Source organism: Agrobacterium sp. A3-95, from assembly GCF_053521785.1.
In genome coordinates, this window is the sequence record NZ_JBNWDR010000001.1 from 910615 (window position 1) to 927504 (window position 16890).

The window sequence follows — 16890 nt, forward strand, 5'->3', positions numbered from 1 at the left end:
CGCAGTTCCAGACCGAAAACTGCCTGCCTCTGGAGGAGACACTTCATGAAAATTACGAAACTCGAAACCGTCCGCGTGGCGGAACGGGCAAACCTGCTCTGGGTTCTGGTCCACACGGATGAGGGCATTACCGGACTTGGTGAAACCTTCTACGGCGCCGAGACGGTTGAAACCTATGTGCACGAATATATCGCACCCCGCGTGATCGGCCGCGATCCGCTGCAGATCGACCTTCTGGCACAGGATCTCGTCGGTTATCTCGGCTTCCGTTCATCGGGTGCGGAAGTACGCGGCAATTCGGCCTTCGATATCGCGCTTTGGGATATTTTTGGCAAGGCTACCAACCAGCCCATTGCGCAATTGCTTGGCGGCTTCAGCCGCAGGGAAATCCGCACCTACAATACCTGCGCGGGCACGGAATATATCAAGAAGGCGACCGGCCAGCAGACGGCCAACTACGGCCTGTCCGGCGGCAAGGATTATGACGATCTGAACGGCTTCCTGCACCGGGCCGACGAGCTTGCCCATTCGCTGCTGGAAGACGGCATCACGGCCATGAAGATCTGGCCTTTCGATGCGGCGGCGGAAAAGACGCGCGGCCAATATATCTCGATGCCTGACCTGAAAAGCGCGCTCGAGCCGTTCGAGAAAATTCGTAAGGCAGTCGGCGACAAGATGGATATCATGGTGGAGTTTCACTCCATGTGGCAGCTTCTGCCCGCCATGCAGATCGCCAAGGCGCTCACCCCTTACCAGACCTTCTGGCACGAAGATCCGATCAAGATGGACAGCCTTTCCAGCCTGACGCGTTATGCTGCCGTTTCACCCGCGCCGATTTCCGCATCGGAGACGCTCGGCTCACGATGGGCTTTCCGAGATCTCCTGGAAACTGGCGCCGCCGGTGTGGTGATGCTTGACATCAGCTGGTGTGGTGGACTTTCCGAAGCGCGCAAGATCGCTTCCATGGCCGAAGCCTGGCATCTGCCCGTTGCGCCGCATGATTGCACCGGCCCGGTGGTACTCTGCGCCTCCACGCATCTGTCGCTCAACGCACCGAATGCGCTGGTGCAGGAAAGCGTGCGCGCCTTCTACAAGACGTGGTACCGCGATCTCGTTACCGCATTGCCAGAAGTCAAAAACGGCATGATCACCGTGCCGCCGGGTGCCGGCCTTGGCATGGAGCTGCATCCCGATATTGAAAAGACCTTCACCGTCAGCCGTCGTTTTTCAGATGCGGCGTCTATCTAATCAGAACAGACTGCCCTGATTTCCCGGGTCGGAAGAGGCCGGTTTCACCGGCTTCTTTTTGGGAGCGGCAGGCGTCTGAACGTCAGATGATGGAGTAGCCTCGCCTGTCGTCAGGGCGGCCACGCGACCGTCGGCAAACTCCATCGACACCACAGCGCCGGACGCGATGGCAGCAGCCCGGGTCAGGGGCCGGTTCTCTTCGTCGCGGATGACAGCATAACCGCGGTTCAACACATTCTTGTAGGACAGCGACTGCAGGATGCGGTCATGGGCAGCAAGGCCCGAGCGGTTCTGCGCCATGCGGTGAAGCACAGCGGTATCGGCACGTCGCGTTGCGGTGACGACCCGTTCCTTCTGCCTCTCCAACTGGCCGAGCAAGCGGGCTGGCAGCGAACGCAGCGCGGAATCGGTCGAGGAAATTCTCGACTGTGCCTGCAACAGGCGGCGCTCCACAAGCGCCTCGGCCCTCTGCATGCGTTCCGTAACACGCTGGCGATGCTGCCGCAGACCATTCAGCAGGATTTCCGGCCTCAGACCCGAAGCAGAGCGTTCGAACGCGCGGCGCTTGTTCAGCGTCGTCATTTCAAGCCCGCGACCCAAACCGCTTGCGGCCTCGTCGAAACGACGGCGCGGCAGAGCCAGAAGCTGGTCAAGCGATGGCAGCGCACGCACCAGAGCACGCACGCCCTGTCGGCGATTGTCCATTTGGCGTGATACCGAGCCGGAAAGGCGCGCCGCAAGGCCGGAGAGCTGCGCCTCCAGTTCCGCACGCACCGGCACGGCCATTTCGGCGGCACCCGTCGGTGTCGGTGCGCGCACGTCGGCGGCGTAGTCGATCAGGGTCGTATCCGTCTCATGCCCCACAGCGGAAATCAGCGGGATTTCGCTCTCGGCAGCGGCGCGCACGACGATTTCGTCGTTGAAGCTCCAGAGATCTTCCAGACTGCCGCCTCCACGGGCGACGATCAGCACGTCGGGGCGTGCAATCTCACCGCCGGGCTGAAGCGCATTGAAACCGCGAATGGCGTTCGCCACTTCCTCACCCGAGCCTTCCCCCTGCACCTTGACCGGCCAGACGACGACATGGACCGGAAAACGATCCGAAATCCGGTGGAGAATATCGCGAATGACTGCGCCCGTGGGCGATGTGACAACACCGATGACACGCGGCATGAACGGCAGGCGGCGTTTGCGTTCCGCATCGAACAGCCCCTCCGCCGCCAGACGCCGGCGGCGGTCCTCCAGCAAAGCCATCAGCGCGCCCGCGCCGGCCGGCTCCAGGCTTTCTATGACGATCTGATATTTCGAGGAGCCGGGAAAGGTGGTGACCTTGCCGGTGGCGATGACCTCCATGCCCTCTTCCGGGCGGAACTTCAGCCGCGAGAAAGTACCCTTCCAGATAACCGCATCGATGCGGGCGCGATCGTCCTTCAGGGAGAAATAGGCGTGACCCGAAGAATGCGGACCCCGGTAGCCGGAAATCTCGCCGCGCACCCTCACCTGATCGAAAGCCGTCTCCACCGTTCGCTTGATGGAACCCGACAGTTCGGAAACCGAGAACTCGGCAAGATTGCTCAATGCGGCATTGGAGAAAATATCGCTCATGCCCGTTTGTAACCAAAACCCGTCGATTCGGAAATGCCGGTACTGGCCGGGTCTATTTTAACGGCGGTGAAACCATATCCTCAACTAACGAGTTAGGAAAATGGGTGAGGGAGGAGAAAACAAGGGTTCGTTAGGGAAGAGGACGCTACGTCTTATCCCAGACCCGGCAACCAAAGAGGAGGCGGCATTCATGATTTTTCTTACCGCCACATTGCTCGGCGTAACCGCAGTTGCGTTGCGTTCGGTATTCAGCATCATTTTCATCTGCTTGATGGTTATCGGCGCCTATGGTGTCGCGATGGCGATTTCTGCAACCGCCGTGCCGCTGATGTCGCTGCTCCTGGCGCTTGCCGGTTATAATTTCGGCGTTGTGAGTGTGGTCATCGGCCTTCTCGTGCTGCAACGTCCGCGCTCCACCCAGCCGACGCTTTAAAGCACACGGCCTTGCGGCTTCGCCACTTCGCCCTGACCGAGGTTTACGGACTGGCTGTAGACCTTTCCATCTCTTTTCTGCTGATTTTTTATATCGGCATCGACCCGCTTGCCGCCCGTCTTCCGGGCGCTTTGGCAGGGCTTGCGACGAGTTGGAGGCTAAACCATTCGAATGGCGATGGCCCCAATGAGCTGAACGGCTTTCTGTTGAACGCCGTTACGCTTATCTCCCGCATGGTTGGCGTCGGGCTGTTCGCCCTGCTGCAATGGCGCAATCCACTGGTGCAGCCGCTGGTCCCGCTCGCCTTTTCCGCACTCGCGGCACTGGTGCTGGCGCTTTACGGCTATAGGCGGCTTCAAAAGCAGCGTGCGGATCAGGATTAAACCGTCTCCCAACCGTCCTTTTCCGCCGCACGGTAGATGGCATCGATGAAAAGCTGGTTCTTCCTCGAGCTTTCCAGGGTGACGACCTCGCCCTCACCTTTCACCGCGCGGGCGAAGGCCTCCGCCTCCAGCTTGTACTGGCGACTATCCTGAAACCGGAAGACTTGCGACTGGTTATGGCCCTGGTTGGTCAACTCGATTTCCTCCGCACCCCAGCGATTTGCATTGAAGGGAGACTTGATCTCGATGTACCCGTCCGTACCGTGGAAAACCATCAGCTGGCGAGCGGCAAGCTGCGTCGCCAGATAAAAGCTCAGTTCGAAGCCGCCGAAATCGGCCCTGACGCTTGAATAGATATCGGTGCCGAATTCCTTATCACGCTCGACGCTCGCCTGTACGCGCTTCGGCTCGGCACCCGTGGCAAAACGGGTGACGATGGTCGGGTAGACGCCGATATCCGGCAAGGCCCCGCCGCCCAGTTCGGGAATATTGCGCATATTGCCGGGATCGCGGTTGAAGTAGCTGAAAGCGCCCTGCACATGCTTCAGCGTTCCGATTGCACCTGATGCCAGCAATTCCTTCACCTTGGCCCAAACAGGAGAATAGGTGACCATGAAAGCCTCCGACACGACAACGCCATTGTCGTCCCGCGCCGCGATGATGGCGTCGATCTCTTCAGCCTTGAGTGCGATCGGCTTTTCACACAGCACGTGTTTGCCGGCATTGGCAGCTTTTATGGTCCATTCCACATGTTGCGAGGTTGGAAGCGGAATATAGACGGCATCGATCACATCGGATGCAAGCATTTCCTCATAGGAGCCGAAGGCATGCGGGACGGAAAAACGATCTGCAACCGCACGCGCCTTGGCATGATCGCGGCTGGCGATGGCGCTGACCACACAGTTCCGCGCATCCTGAATCGCCGGAATGACGTGATCCTGAGCGATTTTCGCCGTTGAAATTATTCCGAAGCGCAGCATCTCATTCTCCCACTCTGTAATTCCGGGAAACTTACCATTGTCGCGACGCCTGGCAAGTCGCACGAAACGTAACTGCAAACGCTATGGCCGGATTCGTCCTTCCTTTGTCGGTTTCCATGCTTTTATCCAGCCTTTCAACGGTGAATTATGCTATGCATGAACCTAATGGAGAATCATGAAATGTCCTCTTCTCACACAGCACTCCTTGTCATCGACGTTCAGGAATCCTTCCGGCACACCCCCTATTTCGAGGAAAGCGAACTTCCCGCCTATCTGGAAAAACAGCAGGCACTGATCGACGGCGCCAAGGCGTCGGGCATTCCAGTCGTGCAAATCTTTCATGTCGATGGCGACCGGGCCTTTGCAGAAGAGAGCGGCTATATTCGCGCGCTGGAAGGTGTGAGCATTACCCCTGACGTCACCTTTCGCAAGAACCGCCACTCTGCTTTCGCCGGCACCGGCCTCGATATCTGGCTGACGCAAAAGGGTATCAACCGGCTGATCGTATCCGGCATCCGCACCGAACAGTGCTGCGAAACGACCACACGGCATGCATCGGACCTCGGTTACACAGTCGATTACGTCACCGAGGCGACGCTTACCTTTCCAATGACGCACGCCTCGGGCACCGTGTTCAGCCCTGATGATATTCGCACCCGAACCGAGCTGGTGCTGGCCGGTCGCTTTGCGCGCATCGCAACCGTCGGCGACGTTCTCGAAACGGTACGAAAGGCCGCCTGATGGACAATGGCGGCACGCGGACCATTCCCTTTTATACGCTTGTGCCGCCACACGCGCTGTTGCTCGATATTGCCGGCCCGCTGGAGGTGATCCGTTATGCCAACGCAGAACAGCGGGACATCCATTTCGACTGCCGTTACATCGCGGAACATGACCAGCAGCAATCCTCCATCGGCCTTGGGCTTTGCGGGCTGGAGGCTTTGCCCGAGAGCCTGCCGGACAATGCTTTCCTGCTGATTTCCGGCAGCATCTCCCGATTCGACAACGCGCCGGAGATGCGACGGGAGCGGCAGGCGCTGATAGCATGGTTGCGCCGCGCAGTGCGCGCGGACACCACAGTCATTTCCATTTGCTCCGGCGCACTGCTGGCGGGCGAAGCAGGACTTTTCGACGGGCGGAGCTGTACGACACATGCGGATTGCATCGAAGCGCTGCGCCGCACCGCACCGCTGTCGCAGGTGGCCGAGAACCGTCTTTTCGTGGAGGATGGCAACCGCTTCTCCAGCGCCGGTATTTCCACCGGCACCGACCTGATGCTGCATGTCGTTTCCCGACTGACATCGCCTGCGGTCGCGGCGCGCATTGCCAAAAACATGGTCGTTTATCTCAGGCGCAGCGGCAATGATCCGCAAATCTCCCCCTGGCTTACCGGCCGCAACCACATTCACCCCGCCATTCACCGGGTGCAGGACCGGGTGATGACTGAACCGGCTCAGGACTGGTCGCTGGAACGGCTGGCCGATATTGCCGCACTCAGCGAGAGGCACCTGTCCCGCCTGTTTCGCGAGCATACCGGCATCAGCGTCATCGACTACGTCAACCTGATGCGGGTCAATCTTGCCCGCGACATCCTTACAAACAGCCGTCTGGATATGGAGACAATTGCGGAGCGGGCGGGCTTTGCCTCCGCCCGGCATTTGCGGCGCGTGTGGCAACAGCACAATCACCTCCCGCCCAGCCATTATCGCGGCTTTCCGGCCTGATCTCACCCGCTTTTGCCCGTTGCCCGATGAATGCCATCAAAGGAATTGAATGGTTATGCCGGCAAGCAGTTGATAACCTTGCCGCCAAAGACAGCAACAGGAGCATTCCCCGTGGAAAAACGAAGCCTTGGCCGCACCGGCCTCTCCATCGCCCCGATCGTCTTCGGCGGCAACGTGTTCGGCTGGACAGCGGACGAGAAGACTTCCTTTGCCCTGCTCGATGCATTTTTCGACGCCGGGTTCAACGCCATCGACACGGCAGACGTCTATTCCGCCTGGGTGGACGGGCATGAGGGCGGAGAGTCGGAAGCCATCATCGGAAAATGGCTGAAACAGTCGAGCGTCAAGCGTGAGGACGCGGTGATCGTTACCAAGGTCGGTTTCGACAATCGCGGTCAGAAGACAGGCCTCAGCGCCAAATGGATCGCAGAGGCTGTCGACGCCTCGTTGAAGCGGCTGCAAACCGACTATATCGATCTCTACCTCGCCCATAAGCCGGACGCGGATGTGCCGCTGGAGGAAACGCTTGCAGCCTTTGCAAAGCTGAAGGAACAGGGAAAGATACGCGCCATCGGGTGCTCCAACTATTCGGTGAGCCAGCTTCAGGAAGCGCTGGACACGGCCGCGAAGAACGATCTGCCCCGTTACGATGTGCTGCAGCCCGAATATAATCTCTACAACCGTGCGGATTTCGAAGGCCCGCTTGCCGATCTTTGCGTCGCCCAGGAAATTGGTGTCATCAATTATTATAGCCTCGCGGCCGGGTTCCTCACCGGGAAATATCGCGCCAAGGCGGATACCGAGGGCGTCGCCCGCAGCTACCGGGTGGGTGAATATGTCAACGCCCGCGGCCTTGCCGTTCTGGGCGCCATGGATGCGGTTGCCGTGGAAACCGGAGCCAAGCTTGCCGATATCGCGCTGGCGTGGCTATTGCGGAAGAAGGCCGTGACGGCACCGATTGCCAGCGCCACCAGCCTGTCGCAACTCGAAAGCTTCAAACGCGCCGTCAATCTCAAGCTGACGGATGAGATGATGACGCTGCTCGACAAGGCGGGCGCGTGACATGGATCTTGTAATTCGCGACGCGGAGCCGGAAGACCGGGCAGAATGGCTGCGCCTGTGGAACGACTATCTCGCCTTCTATAACGTACACCTTGCCGAGGAAGTTACGGACCATACATGGGCGCGTATCCTCGATCCGGCATCACGCGTTTCCATGCGCGTGGCTCTTCTGGGCGACAGGATGGCCGGTTTCGCCATCCATCACTTCCATGATTCCACCTGGGTGAAAACGCCCGACTGCTATCTGGAAGACCTGTTCGTTGACGGCGCGATCCGCGGCAAGGGAACAGGCCGGGCGCTGATGGATGACCTCATTGCCATATGCAAGGAAAAGGGCTGGTCCCGGCTTTACTGGAACACGGACGAGCACAATCACCGTGCCCAGAAGCTTTACGACAGCTACGTCAAAAGCGACGGCCATATCCGCTATCGCATCAAGTTCTGATCACCCTCTGAAGCGGAAGAAATCCACGAAAGCCCTTAGCGCCGGGCGCATCTGCCGGCGCGAGGGGTAATAGATATAAAAACCATCAAAGGGCGCGCACCAGTCCTCCAGCACCCGGACCAGCCTGCCTTCCTTGATGTCGTCTTCTACGCGCTGTTCGAAAACGAAAGCCAGACCCGCGCCGTCAATCGCCGCCCGGCGAATAAGGCTCTGGTCCGACAGGATGAGCGGCCCCTGCACATCGACCACCAAAGGTCTGCCGTCCTTTTCCAGCTCCCAGCGGTAGAGCAGACCGCTGGAGAAGCGACGGAGAATACAGCGATGCCGCATCAAATCCCTCGGCTCACGGGGAGGGGGATTTTCTGCGAAATAGGTGGGCGCGCCGACAATCGCGCCACGCCATGGGCCGCTCGCCTTCACGGCAATCATATCCGCTTCAAGATTCTCGCCGAGCCGCAGGCCGGCATCGAAACCTTTTGCGACAATATCCTCGAAGCGGTCATCGGTCGAAATCTCCAGCGAGATATCTGGATATAGCCGCAGGAACTCGCCAAGCCGAGGCATGATCAGGTCCTCCGCCGCAAGTCTCGGCAGGGTTATCCGCAACGGTCCGGCCGGCCTTCCGCCATGCTCGGCAAGCGTATCGATGACGGCATCGATTTCAGCAAGGGCCGGCCCAAGCGTCTCGAGAAGCCGCCTACCCTCCTCTGTCGGCGAAACGCTGCGGGTGGTACGATGCAGCAGGCGCAGGCCAAGGCTCGCTTCGAGCGACGATACTGCATGGCTGACGGCGGAAGGCGCAATGGCAAGTTCGGCGGCAGCTTTACGAAAGCTGCGGCCTTCGGCAACGGCAGCGAGGACAGCGAGTTGAGAGAGTTGCACACGGTTCATTGTTCTAAATAATAGAACAACCCGCAACGATTTGCAGCGATTATTTTTGCCGTCTTAGGGCGCTATCTTCTCACCACGCCCCTGACAAAGGGCGGTTCCTCATGGAAGGACGAACAGATGAAAAAAAGAACTCTCGGAAACAACCTTTCCGTTTCGGCGCTTGGCCTCGGCTGCATGGGCATGACCCATGCCTATAGCCCGACCGGCGACGAAAATAGTGCAATAGCGACGCTGCACCGCGCCGTCGAACTCGGTGTCACTTTTTTTGACACGGCAGAGGTCTATGGGCCTTACAACAACGAAATCCTCGTCGGCAAGGGTTTGAAGCCCTATCGCGACAATGTGGTCATAGCTACCAAGTTCGGTTTCAAAATCGACGCCAGCAAACCCGCAGGCCAGATGATGGTGGGTACCGACAGCCGCCCGGAAAATGTGCGCGCCGTCGCCGAAGCCTCTCTCAAACGCCTAGGCGTCGACACCATCGACTTGTTCTATCAGCATCGCGTCGATCCGGATGTTCCAATCGAAGATACGGTCGGCGCCATGGCGGAACTGGTGCGGCAGGGCAAGGTGAAACATCTAGGCCTTTCGGAAGCGAGTGCCGAAACACTTCGCAAGGCGCATTCCACTCACCCGATCGCTGCCATACAGAGCGAATATTCGTTGTGGACCCGCGATGTGGAGGAAAACGGCGTGCTGGAAACCTGCCGGGAACTCGGTATCGGTTTCGTCCCCTTCAGCCCGCTCGGGCGTGGTGCCCTGACGGGCGCGCTGAAGTCGCTCGACGGACTTGCATCCGACGATTTCCGCCGCGGCCTGCCGCGCTTCCAAAGTGAAAACTTCGATGCCAATCTGGCGCTCATCAAGCTTCTGGAAGACATGGCTGCCGAAAAGGGTGTTACCGCCGGGCAACTGGCGCTGGCCTGGGTTCTGGCGCAGGGTGACTTTATCGTTCCGATCCCCGGTACGACGAAAATCGCCAATCTTGAGACAAACGTGGCGGCAGCGGACGTATCGCTGACGGCAGAAGAAGTCGCCAGCCTTGGCGCGTTGCTTTCTCCAGCAAAGGTTGCCGGCCAACGATATCCCGAGCGTATGTCCCAGATGGCGAACCGCTAAAAACAAAAAAGCCGAGGCGACTGCCTCGGCTTTTTCAATTCATGGAGACAGAGCTTTACGCTCTCAGCACGCCGCCCGTCGATTTCTCGACATTACCGACGATCTTTGCGGTCAGCGCCTCGAAATCCTCGTCCGTCAGCGTCTTGTCGACCGGCTGGATCTGAACTTCAATGGCGATGGACTTTCGGCTTTCACCAAGCGATGCACCTTCGAAGACGTCAAAGACATTGACGCCGGTGATCAGCTTGCGATCAGCGCTTGTTGCAGCCTTGATGATGGCGCCTGCCTCGACCGACTTGTCGACCACGAAGGCGAAGTCGCGCTTGACCGCCTGGAAGGGCGAAAGCTCAAGGGCCGGCTTTGTGCGGGTCGCCTTCTTCTTCGGCTCCGGCATGGCGTCGAGATAGATCTCGAAACCGCTATAGACACCGGAAACATCCAGCTCTGACAGAGTCTTCGGGTGGAATTCACCGAAATAGCCGAGCACGACCTTCGGACCCATCTTGATGGTGCCGGAGCGGCCAGGGTGATACCAGCCGGGAGCGCCGGCCTCGATCTGCACATTGGCCATCGGCAGGCCACAGGCTTCGAGCACCGAAAGCGCATCGGCCTTGGCGTCATAGACATCCACCGGCTTGCCGCCGCCCTTTGCGGCATTGGACCACATGCGGCCGCTGCCTGCGAGCGAGGCCGTGCCACGGCGTACACCGCCCGCAACACGGCGCTGGGTGTCTGGCGTGTCACCCTCATAGGTGCCGGAGACCTCGAAGATTGCCACATCACCATGGCCCTTGTCGGCATTGCGCTGTGCTGCGGTCAGAAGGCCCGGCAGAAGCGAAGGACGCATATCCGACATATCGGCCGCGATGGGGTTGGCCAGTTTCAGAGCGGGCGAACCGCCACCGAAAAGCTTCGCGTGAGCTTCAGGGATGAAGGACCACGTGACGGCCTCCAGCATGCCACGGCTGGCAAGCGCACGGCGCGCGGTGCGGGTGCGCACCTGCAGCGTCGTCAAGATGCGGCCGTTGACGGCACCGAAGCTCTCCAGCGGTTCCGGCTTGATGTTGTCGACGCCATGAATGCGCATGACCTCTTCCACCAGATCGGCCTTGCCGTCGACATCCGGGCGCCAGGACGGCACGGTGACGGAAACACGCTCGCCCGTTCCCTCGATGCCGAAACCGAGACCCTTTAGAATGGCCAGGCTTTCTTCCGCCGAAACTTCTAGGCCGGTCAGACGCTTCACTTCCGAGAGCGGAAAATCCACGACCTTGGGCTGATGCCCCTTGTAACCGACGACCTTGGCTTCGCCGGCAACGCCGCCGCAGAGTTCCAGAACCAGTTCGGTGGTGCGTTCCAGACCCGGAACCATATATTCCGGATCGACGCCGCGCTCGAAGCGATAACGGGCATCGGTGATGATGCCGAGCGAACGGCCGGTCTTGGCGATGTTGATCGGATCCCAGAGAGCGGACTCGATCAACACGTCAACGGTGTTTTCATCACAGCCGGAGTGTTCACCGCCCATGACGCCGCCGATGGACTCGAGGCCCTTTTCGTCGGCGATGACGACATTGTTCGGGCCGAGCTTGTATTCGCGCTGATCAAGCGCGAGGATCGTCTCACCCTCTTTCGCACGGCGGACCGTCAGGTCGCCCTTGACCTTGGCGGCATCGAAGACGTGCATCGGCCGGCCCTGATCGAAAGTCATGTAGTTGGTGATGTCCACGAGCGCATTGATGGGACGCAGGCCGATCGCCATCAGACGCTGCTGCATCCACTTCGGGCTCGGGCCGTTCTTCACACCGCGCACGATGCGCAGCGAAAAGCCGGGGCAGAGCGCCGCGTCATCCAGCTCCAGCTTCACGTCGACCGGGGTTGAGCCTTCGACCTTGAAGGACGGCGCTGGCTTGGTCTTGAGCTTGCCGAGACCGGAAGCGGCGAGATCGCGGGCGATGCCATAGATCGAGGTGCAATCCGGGCGGTTTGGCGTCAGATTGATCTCGATGACCGGATCGTCAAGTCCGGCATAGGTCGCGAAAGAAGTGCCGACCGGCGCGTCTTCCGGCAGATCGATGATGCCGTCGTGATCGTCGGAAATGTTCAGCTCTTTTTCGGAGCACATCATGCCGTGGCTTTCGACACCGCGTATCTTGCCGACGGCAAGCGTGACATCGATGCCCGGAACGTAAACGCCAGGACGCGCCAGCGCACCGACAAGGCCGGCGCGCGCATTCGGTGCGCCGCAGACGATCTGCACCGGCTTGCCGTCACCGGCATCCACCATCAACACCTTGAGGCGGTCGGCCTCGGGATGTTTTTCGGCGGAGACGACCTTGGCAATGACGAAAGGCTTATAGGCCGCCTTGTCGTCGACGTCCTCGACCTCAAGCCCGATCGCCGTCAACCGTTCGCAAATCTCGTCCAGCGTCGCATCCGTTTCTAGATGCTCTTTCAGCCAGGAAAGAGTGAATTTCATGTCTTTGCTCCTTGGCTAACCGGATTAAACGCTCAAACCGCCGAACAGCGTCGGCATGTCGAGCGGGCGGAAGCCGTAGTGGTTCATCCAGCGGACATCGGCGTTGAAGAAATCACGCAGGTCCGGCATGCCGTATTTCAGCATGGCGATGCGGTCGAGGCCCATGCCCCAGGCAAAGCCCTGATATTCATCCGGGTCCAGACCGCCGGCGCGCAGCACATTCGGGTGCACCATGCCGCAGCCAAGGATTTCCATCCAGTCGTTGCCTTCGCCGAACTTGACGATCGGGCCGGAGCGGTCGCACTGAATATCCACCTCGAAGCTCGGCTCCGTGAAGGGGAAGAACGACGGGCGGAAGCGCATGACAACGCTATCCACCTCAAAGAAGGTCTTGCAGAACTCTTCAAGTACCCAGCGCAGATTGCCAACATGCGCCTTCTTGTCGATCACCAGACCTTCGACCTGATGGAACATCGGCGAATGGGTGGCATCGGAATCCTGACGATAGGTCTTGCCCGGAATGACGATGCGGATCGGTGGCTTCTGGCTTTCCATGGTGCGGATCTGCACCGGCGAGGTGTGCGTGCGCAGCACCTTGCGCTCGCCGTTTTCATCCGGCTGGAAGAAGAAGGTGTCATGCATTTCGCGGGCCGGATGGCCTTCAGGGAAATTCAGCGCCGTGAAGTTGTAATAGTCCGTTTCGATATCCGGACCTTCGGCGATCGAGAAGCCCATATCCGCAAAGATCGCGGTGATTTCATCGACGATCTGGCTGATCGGATGAATGCGGCCGCGCTCGGTCGGAGACTGGCGGACCGGCAGGCTGACATCTAGCGTTTCCGCCTTCAGGCGGGCGGCAATCGCGGCATCTTTCAGGCCACTCTTGCGTTCACCGATCAGGTCGGTGATTTCAGTCTTGAGCTGGTTGATGGCAGCGCCTCGGGTCTGGCGCTCTTCCGGCGTCATCGACCCCAGCGTCTTCAGAAGCTCCGAAACCGAGCCCTTCTTGCCAAGCGCGGAGACGCGCACGGCTTCGATGGCCGGCTCATCGGCGGCGGCGGCGATCTCCGACATCAGTTGCGATTTCAAGGTATCAAGTTCAGTCATCTTTTCCTGCCTTGCCGGTATTTTTAACAGCGGCTTCGGGGTTCACAGCATTCATCAGATAGTCGGTCGCCATGATAAAGCGTCGCAGATCACTACCCATCCGCACGCGCCCGATCAACCGGGCAAGCGGTAAAAATCGCCCCAGAATGCCGATCAGACGGCACAATTCTTCAAGCGCCCGCGGCGGGGCGTTTTCACGCCAGCGGGCAAAGGCGGCGTCGCAGGTTTTAGGCGCATCGCAGGCGCGGGTCGCGACCTGCAAAAACAGCAGCCAGATATCGCGCGCCTGCGCCGTCTCCAGCGGCATGACCTCCTGAGGGCGCTCCTCGAAATCCATGAAACCGATACGGTCGTCTTTTAAAAAGAAGTCACGCACATGCGGGCGGCCGTGGCAGAGGCCCGCCGCATGCAGCTCGCCAAGCGCTTCTGCGGATTTCACAAGCAAGGCGTCATGTCGCACCGGATCGGACGCCTTTAGCGCATCCATCCGCTCCATGAGCGTCGGACCGACATCTCCCAGCACCATTGCTGTGCGCGACGAGTAGATCAGCGGCGGAACCGGGAAACCGCCTTGCTGGAACTGCTGCAACGTTTCCAGCTCTCGCTGCATGAGGCCCGCGCCGTCCAGCGGTTCAGAAGGGCGAAGAAAAGCATAAGGCAGAAGTTTTGACAGCAGCTTCTGCATTTTCATCCACCAGGTCACACGTTCCGTGCCCTGCCGTTTGATCCAAACCGTCAATTGCGAGAGCTCGACCTTTTGAATGCGCCGGTCACTTTTCAGGAGGACGCGCATCAGGGTTGCGATGTCGTCATCGTCGAGATGAACGCGAAAGCCTTCTGCTTCCACAACCTGAATTTTATTGACCAGCATTTCCGTCCACCAAGGATTTCGCTTCAAACGGCGTGAATACTCCAACTCTTCTAAATTTCTAAATTAAAAAACGCCGATAGAGCTGTATCAGAAACTGAAAACGAAAAACCCGCGCCGGAGGACCGGCGCGGGTTTCAAATGAACAACAGATTGTCCGCGCCGTAATTACTTTACAGCGGTTTCAAACTCGTTGGTCGTACCAGCTTCCTTGAGGTACTCAAGAGCCTTCTTCGCGGTCTCGACGAGCACGCCGAATGCTGCCGGCTCATGGATAGCCATGTCGGACAGAACCTTGCGGTCAACTTCGATGCCAGCCTTGTTCAGGCCGTCGATGAAGCGGCCGTAGGTCAGGCCGAATTCGCGAACAGCAGCGTTGATACGCTGGATCCACAGAGCGCGGAAGTTGCGCTTGTTGACCTTGCGGTCGCGGTAAGCGTACTGCTTGGAACGATCCACGGCAGCCTTAGCTGCGCGGATGGTGTTCTTGCGGCGGCCGTAGAAGCCCTTGGCTGCCTTGAGTGTCTTGGTGTGCTTGGCGCGGGAAGTTACGCCACGTTTTACGCGTGCCATGTCATGATCTCCTTAAAGTGTCCAAAAGTGCGGAAAAGTCTCAGAGACCGTTCGGCAGGTAGTTCTTGACGACTTTTTTGCCGTCAGCTTCGGCGAGAACCATGGTTCCACGCGCGTCGCGAATGAACTTGTTGGTACGCTTGATCATGCCGTGGCGCTTACCGGCGGCGGCTGCAACAACCTTGCCGGTGGCGGTGATCTTGAACCGCTTTTTTGCAGCGGACTTCGTCTTCATCTTGGGCATTTTGCTACTCCGTGTTTTTGTATCGAAACAGGCAGACGAGGCCTATTTCAAGCTATTCAGGAACGGCCTCGGCATGCCCTGCCGGACCGTTCGGACGCGCGCTTATAACCGCAGTCGGTTAAAAGCGCAACGGGGAATACGAACTTCCCCTTGCGGTGGTGCTTCATGCCGCCCGGGCGGCGTGCGCGAAAGAGTTATTTCGGCGCGAGAACCATCATCATCTGACGGCCTTCCAGCTTCGGCTCGGCTTCAACCTTGGCAATCGCCTGGGTATCTTCCTTCACCTGGAGGAGAAGCTTCATGCCGAGTTCCTGGTGGGCCATTTCGCGGCCGCGGAACTTCAGCGTCACCTTCACCTTGTCACCTTCGTCAAAGAAACGGTTCATCGCCTTCATCTTCACGTCATAGTCATGCGTGTCGATGTTGGGGCGCATCTTGATTTCCTTGACCTCGACGATCTTCTGTTTCTTGCGCGCTTCAGCGGCTTTTTTCTGGGTCGAGTATTTAAGCTTGCCGAGATCGAGGATCTTGCATACCGGCGGTTCAGCGTTCGGCGAAATCTCAACGAGATCGAGACCGGCATCCTCCGCCATTTTCAAAGCCTGGTCCGTCGGCATGCTACCGAGGTTCTGGCCCTCTTCATCAATAAGCTGAACTCTGGGAACCCGGATTTCCCGGTTGGAGCGCGGGCCCTCCTTGACGGGGGCATCGGCTTTGAAAGGTCTGCGAATGGTCGTATTCTCCTGATCTGTTTCTGGATCACATCGGCAAAAAACAGCTTGTTTGGTACAAGCGGCGGAAATGTCGTTATTGCCGTGGCGAAGTCAATAGCATATCTGCCCGAAAAGATCACCTGTTGTCACGGTTTTTGCAAATACGCCGCCTTTGTTGCGCGAAATTCAGGAGAATTGCATATACATGACTGAACAAGCCGCTGAATTCCTGCGTGTAGGCATGGGCGACGACGCCCGCGACATCGCCGTCCTTCATCGCCCGGCAACTTCAAGAGAAGATACACCCACGCTTGTCTGGCTCGGCGGTTACCGTTCCGACATGACGGGAACCAAGGCGGTGGAACTCGACCGCTTTGCAGCGGAAAACGGCATTGCGTGCCTGCGGCTCGATTATTCCGGGCACGGCGCTTCCGGCGGTGACTTCAAAAAGGGCACGATTTCAAGATGGCTGGAAGAGGCACTTGCCGTCGTGCGCGAAAAGGCGCCATCGCGCGTCGTCCTTATCGGTTCGTCGATGGGTGGATGGATAGCGCTGCGCATGGTCGAGGAACTGCGCAAGGCCGGCGGCACGCCGTCCGTCGCTGGTCTGGTCCTCATTGCGCCAGCCCCCGATTTCACGGTGGACCTGATAGAGCCGAGCCTCACGGATGCGGAAAAACGGTCGCTTGAAGAAAAAGGTTATTTCGAGGAACATTCGGAATACAGCCCCGAGCCAAACATCTTTACGCGCGCGCTGATGGAAGACGGGCAGCAGAACCGCGTCCTCACCGGCATCATTACCACGGGCTGCCCGGTTCACATCCTGCAGGGAATGCGCGATCCCGATGTTCCCTATCAGCATGCGCTGAAGCTCCTCGAACATCTTCCTGCTGACGACGTCGTCTTGACGCTGATCCGCGATGGCGACCACCGGCTGTCCCGGCCGCAGGATATCGACAGGATGCTGGCTGCCGTCAAAGCCCTTGCAAGATAGGCATTTGCGCAACGATCTTAAC

The 16890-nt window shown here is 59.0% G+C and carries 18 protein-coding genes; 9 read left to right on the forward strand and 9 right to left on the reverse strand.

The window, feature by feature from the left end; genetic code table 11:
• The first annotated feature begins 45 nt into the window (after positions 1–45).
• Entirely contained in the window at positions 46–1248 is a 1203-nt protein-coding gene (locus tag ACQZ5Y_RS04530) for a mandelate racemase/muconate lactonizing enzyme family protein (RefSeq protein WP_003514648.1), read from the forward strand.
• Here ACQZ5Y_RS04530 and xseA read toward each other — a convergent pair whose 3' ends face one another.
• Complete coding sequence (gene xseA, locus ACQZ5Y_RS04535; RefSeq protein WP_013635328.1) at positions 1249–2853, reverse strand: exodeoxyribonuclease VII large subunit; 1605 nt, start codon at positions 2851–2853, stop codon at positions 1249–1251.
• Positions 2854–3043: 190 nt separating this feature from the next.
• Between xseA and ACQZ5Y_RS04540 the strand changes: the two genes are divergently transcribed.
• Together ACQZ5Y_RS04540 and ACQZ5Y_RS04545 are read left to right on the forward strand one after the other, a co-directional pair.
• Positions 3044–3286 (forward strand): hypothetical protein, encoded by a 243-nt coding sequence (locus ACQZ5Y_RS04540; RefSeq protein WP_003514644.1) that lies wholly within the window; start codon positions 3044–3046, stop codon positions 3284–3286.
• An 11-nt stretch (positions 3287–3297) separates the two neighbouring features.
• Positions 3298–3669, forward strand: a complete 372-nt coding sequence (locus ACQZ5Y_RS04545; protein ID WP_174042086.1) for a hypothetical protein — start codon at positions 3298–3300, stop codon at positions 3667–3669.
• On the opposite strand, the gene ACQZ5Y_RS04550 is transcribed toward ACQZ5Y_RS04545, so the two are convergent.
• Positions 3666–4649, reverse strand: coding sequence for a Gfo/Idh/MocA family protein (locus ACQZ5Y_RS04550; protein ID WP_003514640.1), 984 nt, complete (start codon positions 4647–4649; stop codon positions 3666–3668). The genes ACQZ5Y_RS04545 and ACQZ5Y_RS04550 overlap by 4 nt on opposite strands.
• A gap of 180 nt (positions 4650–4829) precedes the next feature.
• Here ACQZ5Y_RS04550 and ACQZ5Y_RS04555 point away from each other — a divergent pair, with 180 nt between their 5' ends.
• The 4 genes from ACQZ5Y_RS04555 to ACQZ5Y_RS04570 all read left to right on the forward strand — a co-directional run bounded on the left by ACQZ5Y_RS04555 (position 4830) and on the right by ACQZ5Y_RS04570 (position 7880).
• A complete protein-coding gene (locus ACQZ5Y_RS04555) occupies positions 4830–5390 on the forward strand; it encodes an isochorismatase family protein (protein ID WP_174049129.1) in 561 nt (186 codons plus the stop codon).
• Positions 5390–6373, forward strand: coding sequence for a GlxA family transcriptional regulator (locus tag ACQZ5Y_RS04560; RefSeq protein WP_174049128.1), 984 nt, complete (start codon positions 5390–5392; stop codon positions 6371–6373). The genes ACQZ5Y_RS04555 and ACQZ5Y_RS04560 overlap by 1 nt, the downstream gene beginning before the upstream one ends.
• A gap of 111 nt (positions 6374–6484) precedes the next feature.
• On the forward strand, positions 6485–7435 hold the full coding sequence (locus ACQZ5Y_RS04565; protein WP_038492642.1) for an aldo/keto reductase: 951 nt from the start codon (positions 6485–6487) through the stop codon (positions 7433–7435).
• Position 7436: 1 nt separating this feature from the next.
• Positions 7437–7880: a GNAT family N-acetyltransferase gene (locus ACQZ5Y_RS04570; RefSeq protein WP_003514632.1), complete on the forward strand. Its 444-nt coding sequence runs from the start codon at positions 7437–7439 to the stop codon at positions 7878–7880.
• On the opposite strand, the gene ACQZ5Y_RS04575 is transcribed toward ACQZ5Y_RS04570, so the two are convergent.
• The gene (locus ACQZ5Y_RS04575) at positions 7881–8771 is read right to left on the reverse strand and encodes a LysR family transcriptional regulator (RefSeq protein WP_111782880.1); all 891 of its coding nucleotides are present in this window, start codon (positions 8769–8771) and stop codon (positions 7881–7883) included. It abuts the gene before it with no gap.
• Positions 8772–8888: 117 nt separating this feature from the next.
• Here ACQZ5Y_RS04575 and ACQZ5Y_RS04580 point away from each other — a divergent pair, with 117 nt between their 5' ends.
• Entirely contained in the window at positions 8889–9890 is a 1002-nt protein-coding gene (locus ACQZ5Y_RS04580) for an aldo/keto reductase (RefSeq protein WP_174002569.1), read from the forward strand.
• A gap of 55 nt (positions 9891–9945) precedes the next feature.
• On the opposite strand, the gene pheT is transcribed toward ACQZ5Y_RS04580, so the two are convergent.
• From pheT to infC, 6 genes are all read right to left on the reverse strand, one after another.
• Complete coding sequence (gene pheT, locus ACQZ5Y_RS04585; protein WP_174049127.1) at positions 9946–12369, reverse strand: phenylalanine--tRNA ligase subunit beta; 2424 nt, start codon at positions 12367–12369, stop codon at positions 9946–9948.
• A 24-nt stretch (positions 12370–12393) separates the two neighbouring features.
• Positions 12394–13476 carry a phenylalanine--tRNA ligase subunit alpha gene (pheS, locus tag ACQZ5Y_RS04590; protein WP_003514626.1) on the reverse strand — a complete coding sequence of 361 codons (1083 nt, stop codon included), beginning with the start codon at positions 13474–13476 and terminating at the stop codon, positions 12394–12396.
• Positions 13469–14347 (reverse strand): lipopolysaccharide kinase InaA family protein, encoded by an 879-nt coding sequence (locus ACQZ5Y_RS04595; protein ID WP_111782883.1) that lies wholly within the window; start codon positions 14345–14347, stop codon positions 13469–13471. Before ACQZ5Y_RS04595 ends, pheS begins: the two co-directional genes overlap by 8 nt.
• A 165-nt stretch (positions 14348–14512) precedes the next feature.
• On the reverse strand, positions 14513–14917 hold the full coding sequence (gene rplT / locus ACQZ5Y_RS04600; protein ID WP_003514622.1) for a 50S ribosomal protein L20: 405 nt from the start codon (positions 14915–14917) through the stop codon (positions 14513–14515).
• 40 nt (positions 14918–14957) lie between these two features.
• Positions 14958–15161: a 50S ribosomal protein L35 gene (gene rpmI / locus ACQZ5Y_RS04605; protein WP_003493355.1), complete on the reverse strand. Its 204-nt coding sequence runs from the start codon at positions 15159–15161 to the stop codon at positions 14958–14960.
• A gap of 194 nt (positions 15162–15355) precedes the next feature.
• Positions 15356–15892, reverse strand: coding sequence for a translation initiation factor IF-3 (gene infC, locus ACQZ5Y_RS04610; RefSeq protein ID WP_060641871.1), 537 nt, complete (start codon positions 15890–15892; stop codon positions 15356–15358).
• A gap of 187 nt (positions 15893–16079) precedes the next feature.
• Between infC and ACQZ5Y_RS04615 the strand changes: the two genes are divergently transcribed.
• Positions 16080–16868, forward strand: a complete 789-nt coding sequence (locus ACQZ5Y_RS04615; RefSeq protein WP_174049126.1) for an alpha/beta hydrolase — start codon at positions 16080–16082, stop codon at positions 16866–16868.
• Positions 16869–16890: the final 22 nt, after the last annotated feature.

Coding starts and splice junctions, on each gene's coding strand:
- ACQZ5Y_RS04580 (WP_174002569.1), top strand. CDS start 8,889: ATGAAAAAAAGAACTCTCGGAAACAACCTTTCCGTTTCGGCGCTTGGC.
- ACQZ5Y_RS04615 (WP_174049126.1), top strand. CDS start 16,080: ATGACTGAACAAGCCGCTGAATTCCTGCGTGTAGGCATGGGCGACGAC.
- rpmI (WP_003493355.1), bottom strand. CDS start 15,161: ATGCCCAAGATGAAGACGAAGTCCGCTGCAAAAAAGCGGTTCAAGATC.
- ACQZ5Y_RS04555 (WP_174049129.1), top strand. CDS start 4,830: ATGTCCTCTTCTCACACAGCACTCCTTGTCATCGACGTTCAGGAATCC.
- pheS (WP_003514626.1), bottom strand. CDS start 13,476: ATGACTGAACTTGATACCTTGAAATCGCAACTGATGTCGGAGATCGCC.
- rplT (WP_003514622.1), bottom strand. CDS start 14,917: ATGGCACGCGTAAAACGTGGCGTAACTTCCCGCGCCAAGCACACCAAG.
- ACQZ5Y_RS04575 (WP_111782880.1), bottom strand. CDS start 8,771: ATGAACCGTGTGCAACTCTCTCAACTCGCTGTCCTCGCTGCCGTTGCC.
- pheT (WP_174049127.1), bottom strand. CDS start 12,369: ATGAAATTCACTCTTTCCTGGCTGAAAGAGCATCTAGAAACGGATGCG.
- ACQZ5Y_RS04540 (WP_003514644.1), top strand. CDS start 3,044: ATGATTTTTCTTACCGCCACATTGCTCGGCGTAACCGCAGTTGCGTTG.
- ACQZ5Y_RS04560 (WP_174049128.1), top strand. CDS start 5,390: ATGGACAATGGCGGCACGCGGACCATTCCCTTTTATACGCTTGTGCCG.
- ACQZ5Y_RS04550 (WP_003514640.1), bottom strand. CDS start 4,649: ATGCTGCGCTTCGGAATAATTTCAACGGCGAAAATCGCTCAGGATCAC.
- ACQZ5Y_RS04570 (WP_003514632.1), top strand. CDS start 7,437: ATGGATCTTGTAATTCGCGACGCGGAGCCGGAAGACCGGGCAGAATGG.
- ACQZ5Y_RS04595 (WP_111782883.1), bottom strand. CDS start 14,347: ATGCTGGTCAATAAAATTCAGGTTGTGGAAGCAGAAGGCTTTCGCGTT.
- xseA (WP_013635328.1), bottom strand. CDS start 2,853: ATGAGCGATATTTTCTCCAATGCCGCATTGAGCAATCTTGCCGAGTTC.
- ACQZ5Y_RS04530 (WP_003514648.1), top strand. CDS start 46: ATGAAAATTACGAAACTCGAAACCGTCCGCGTGGCGGAACGGGCAAAC.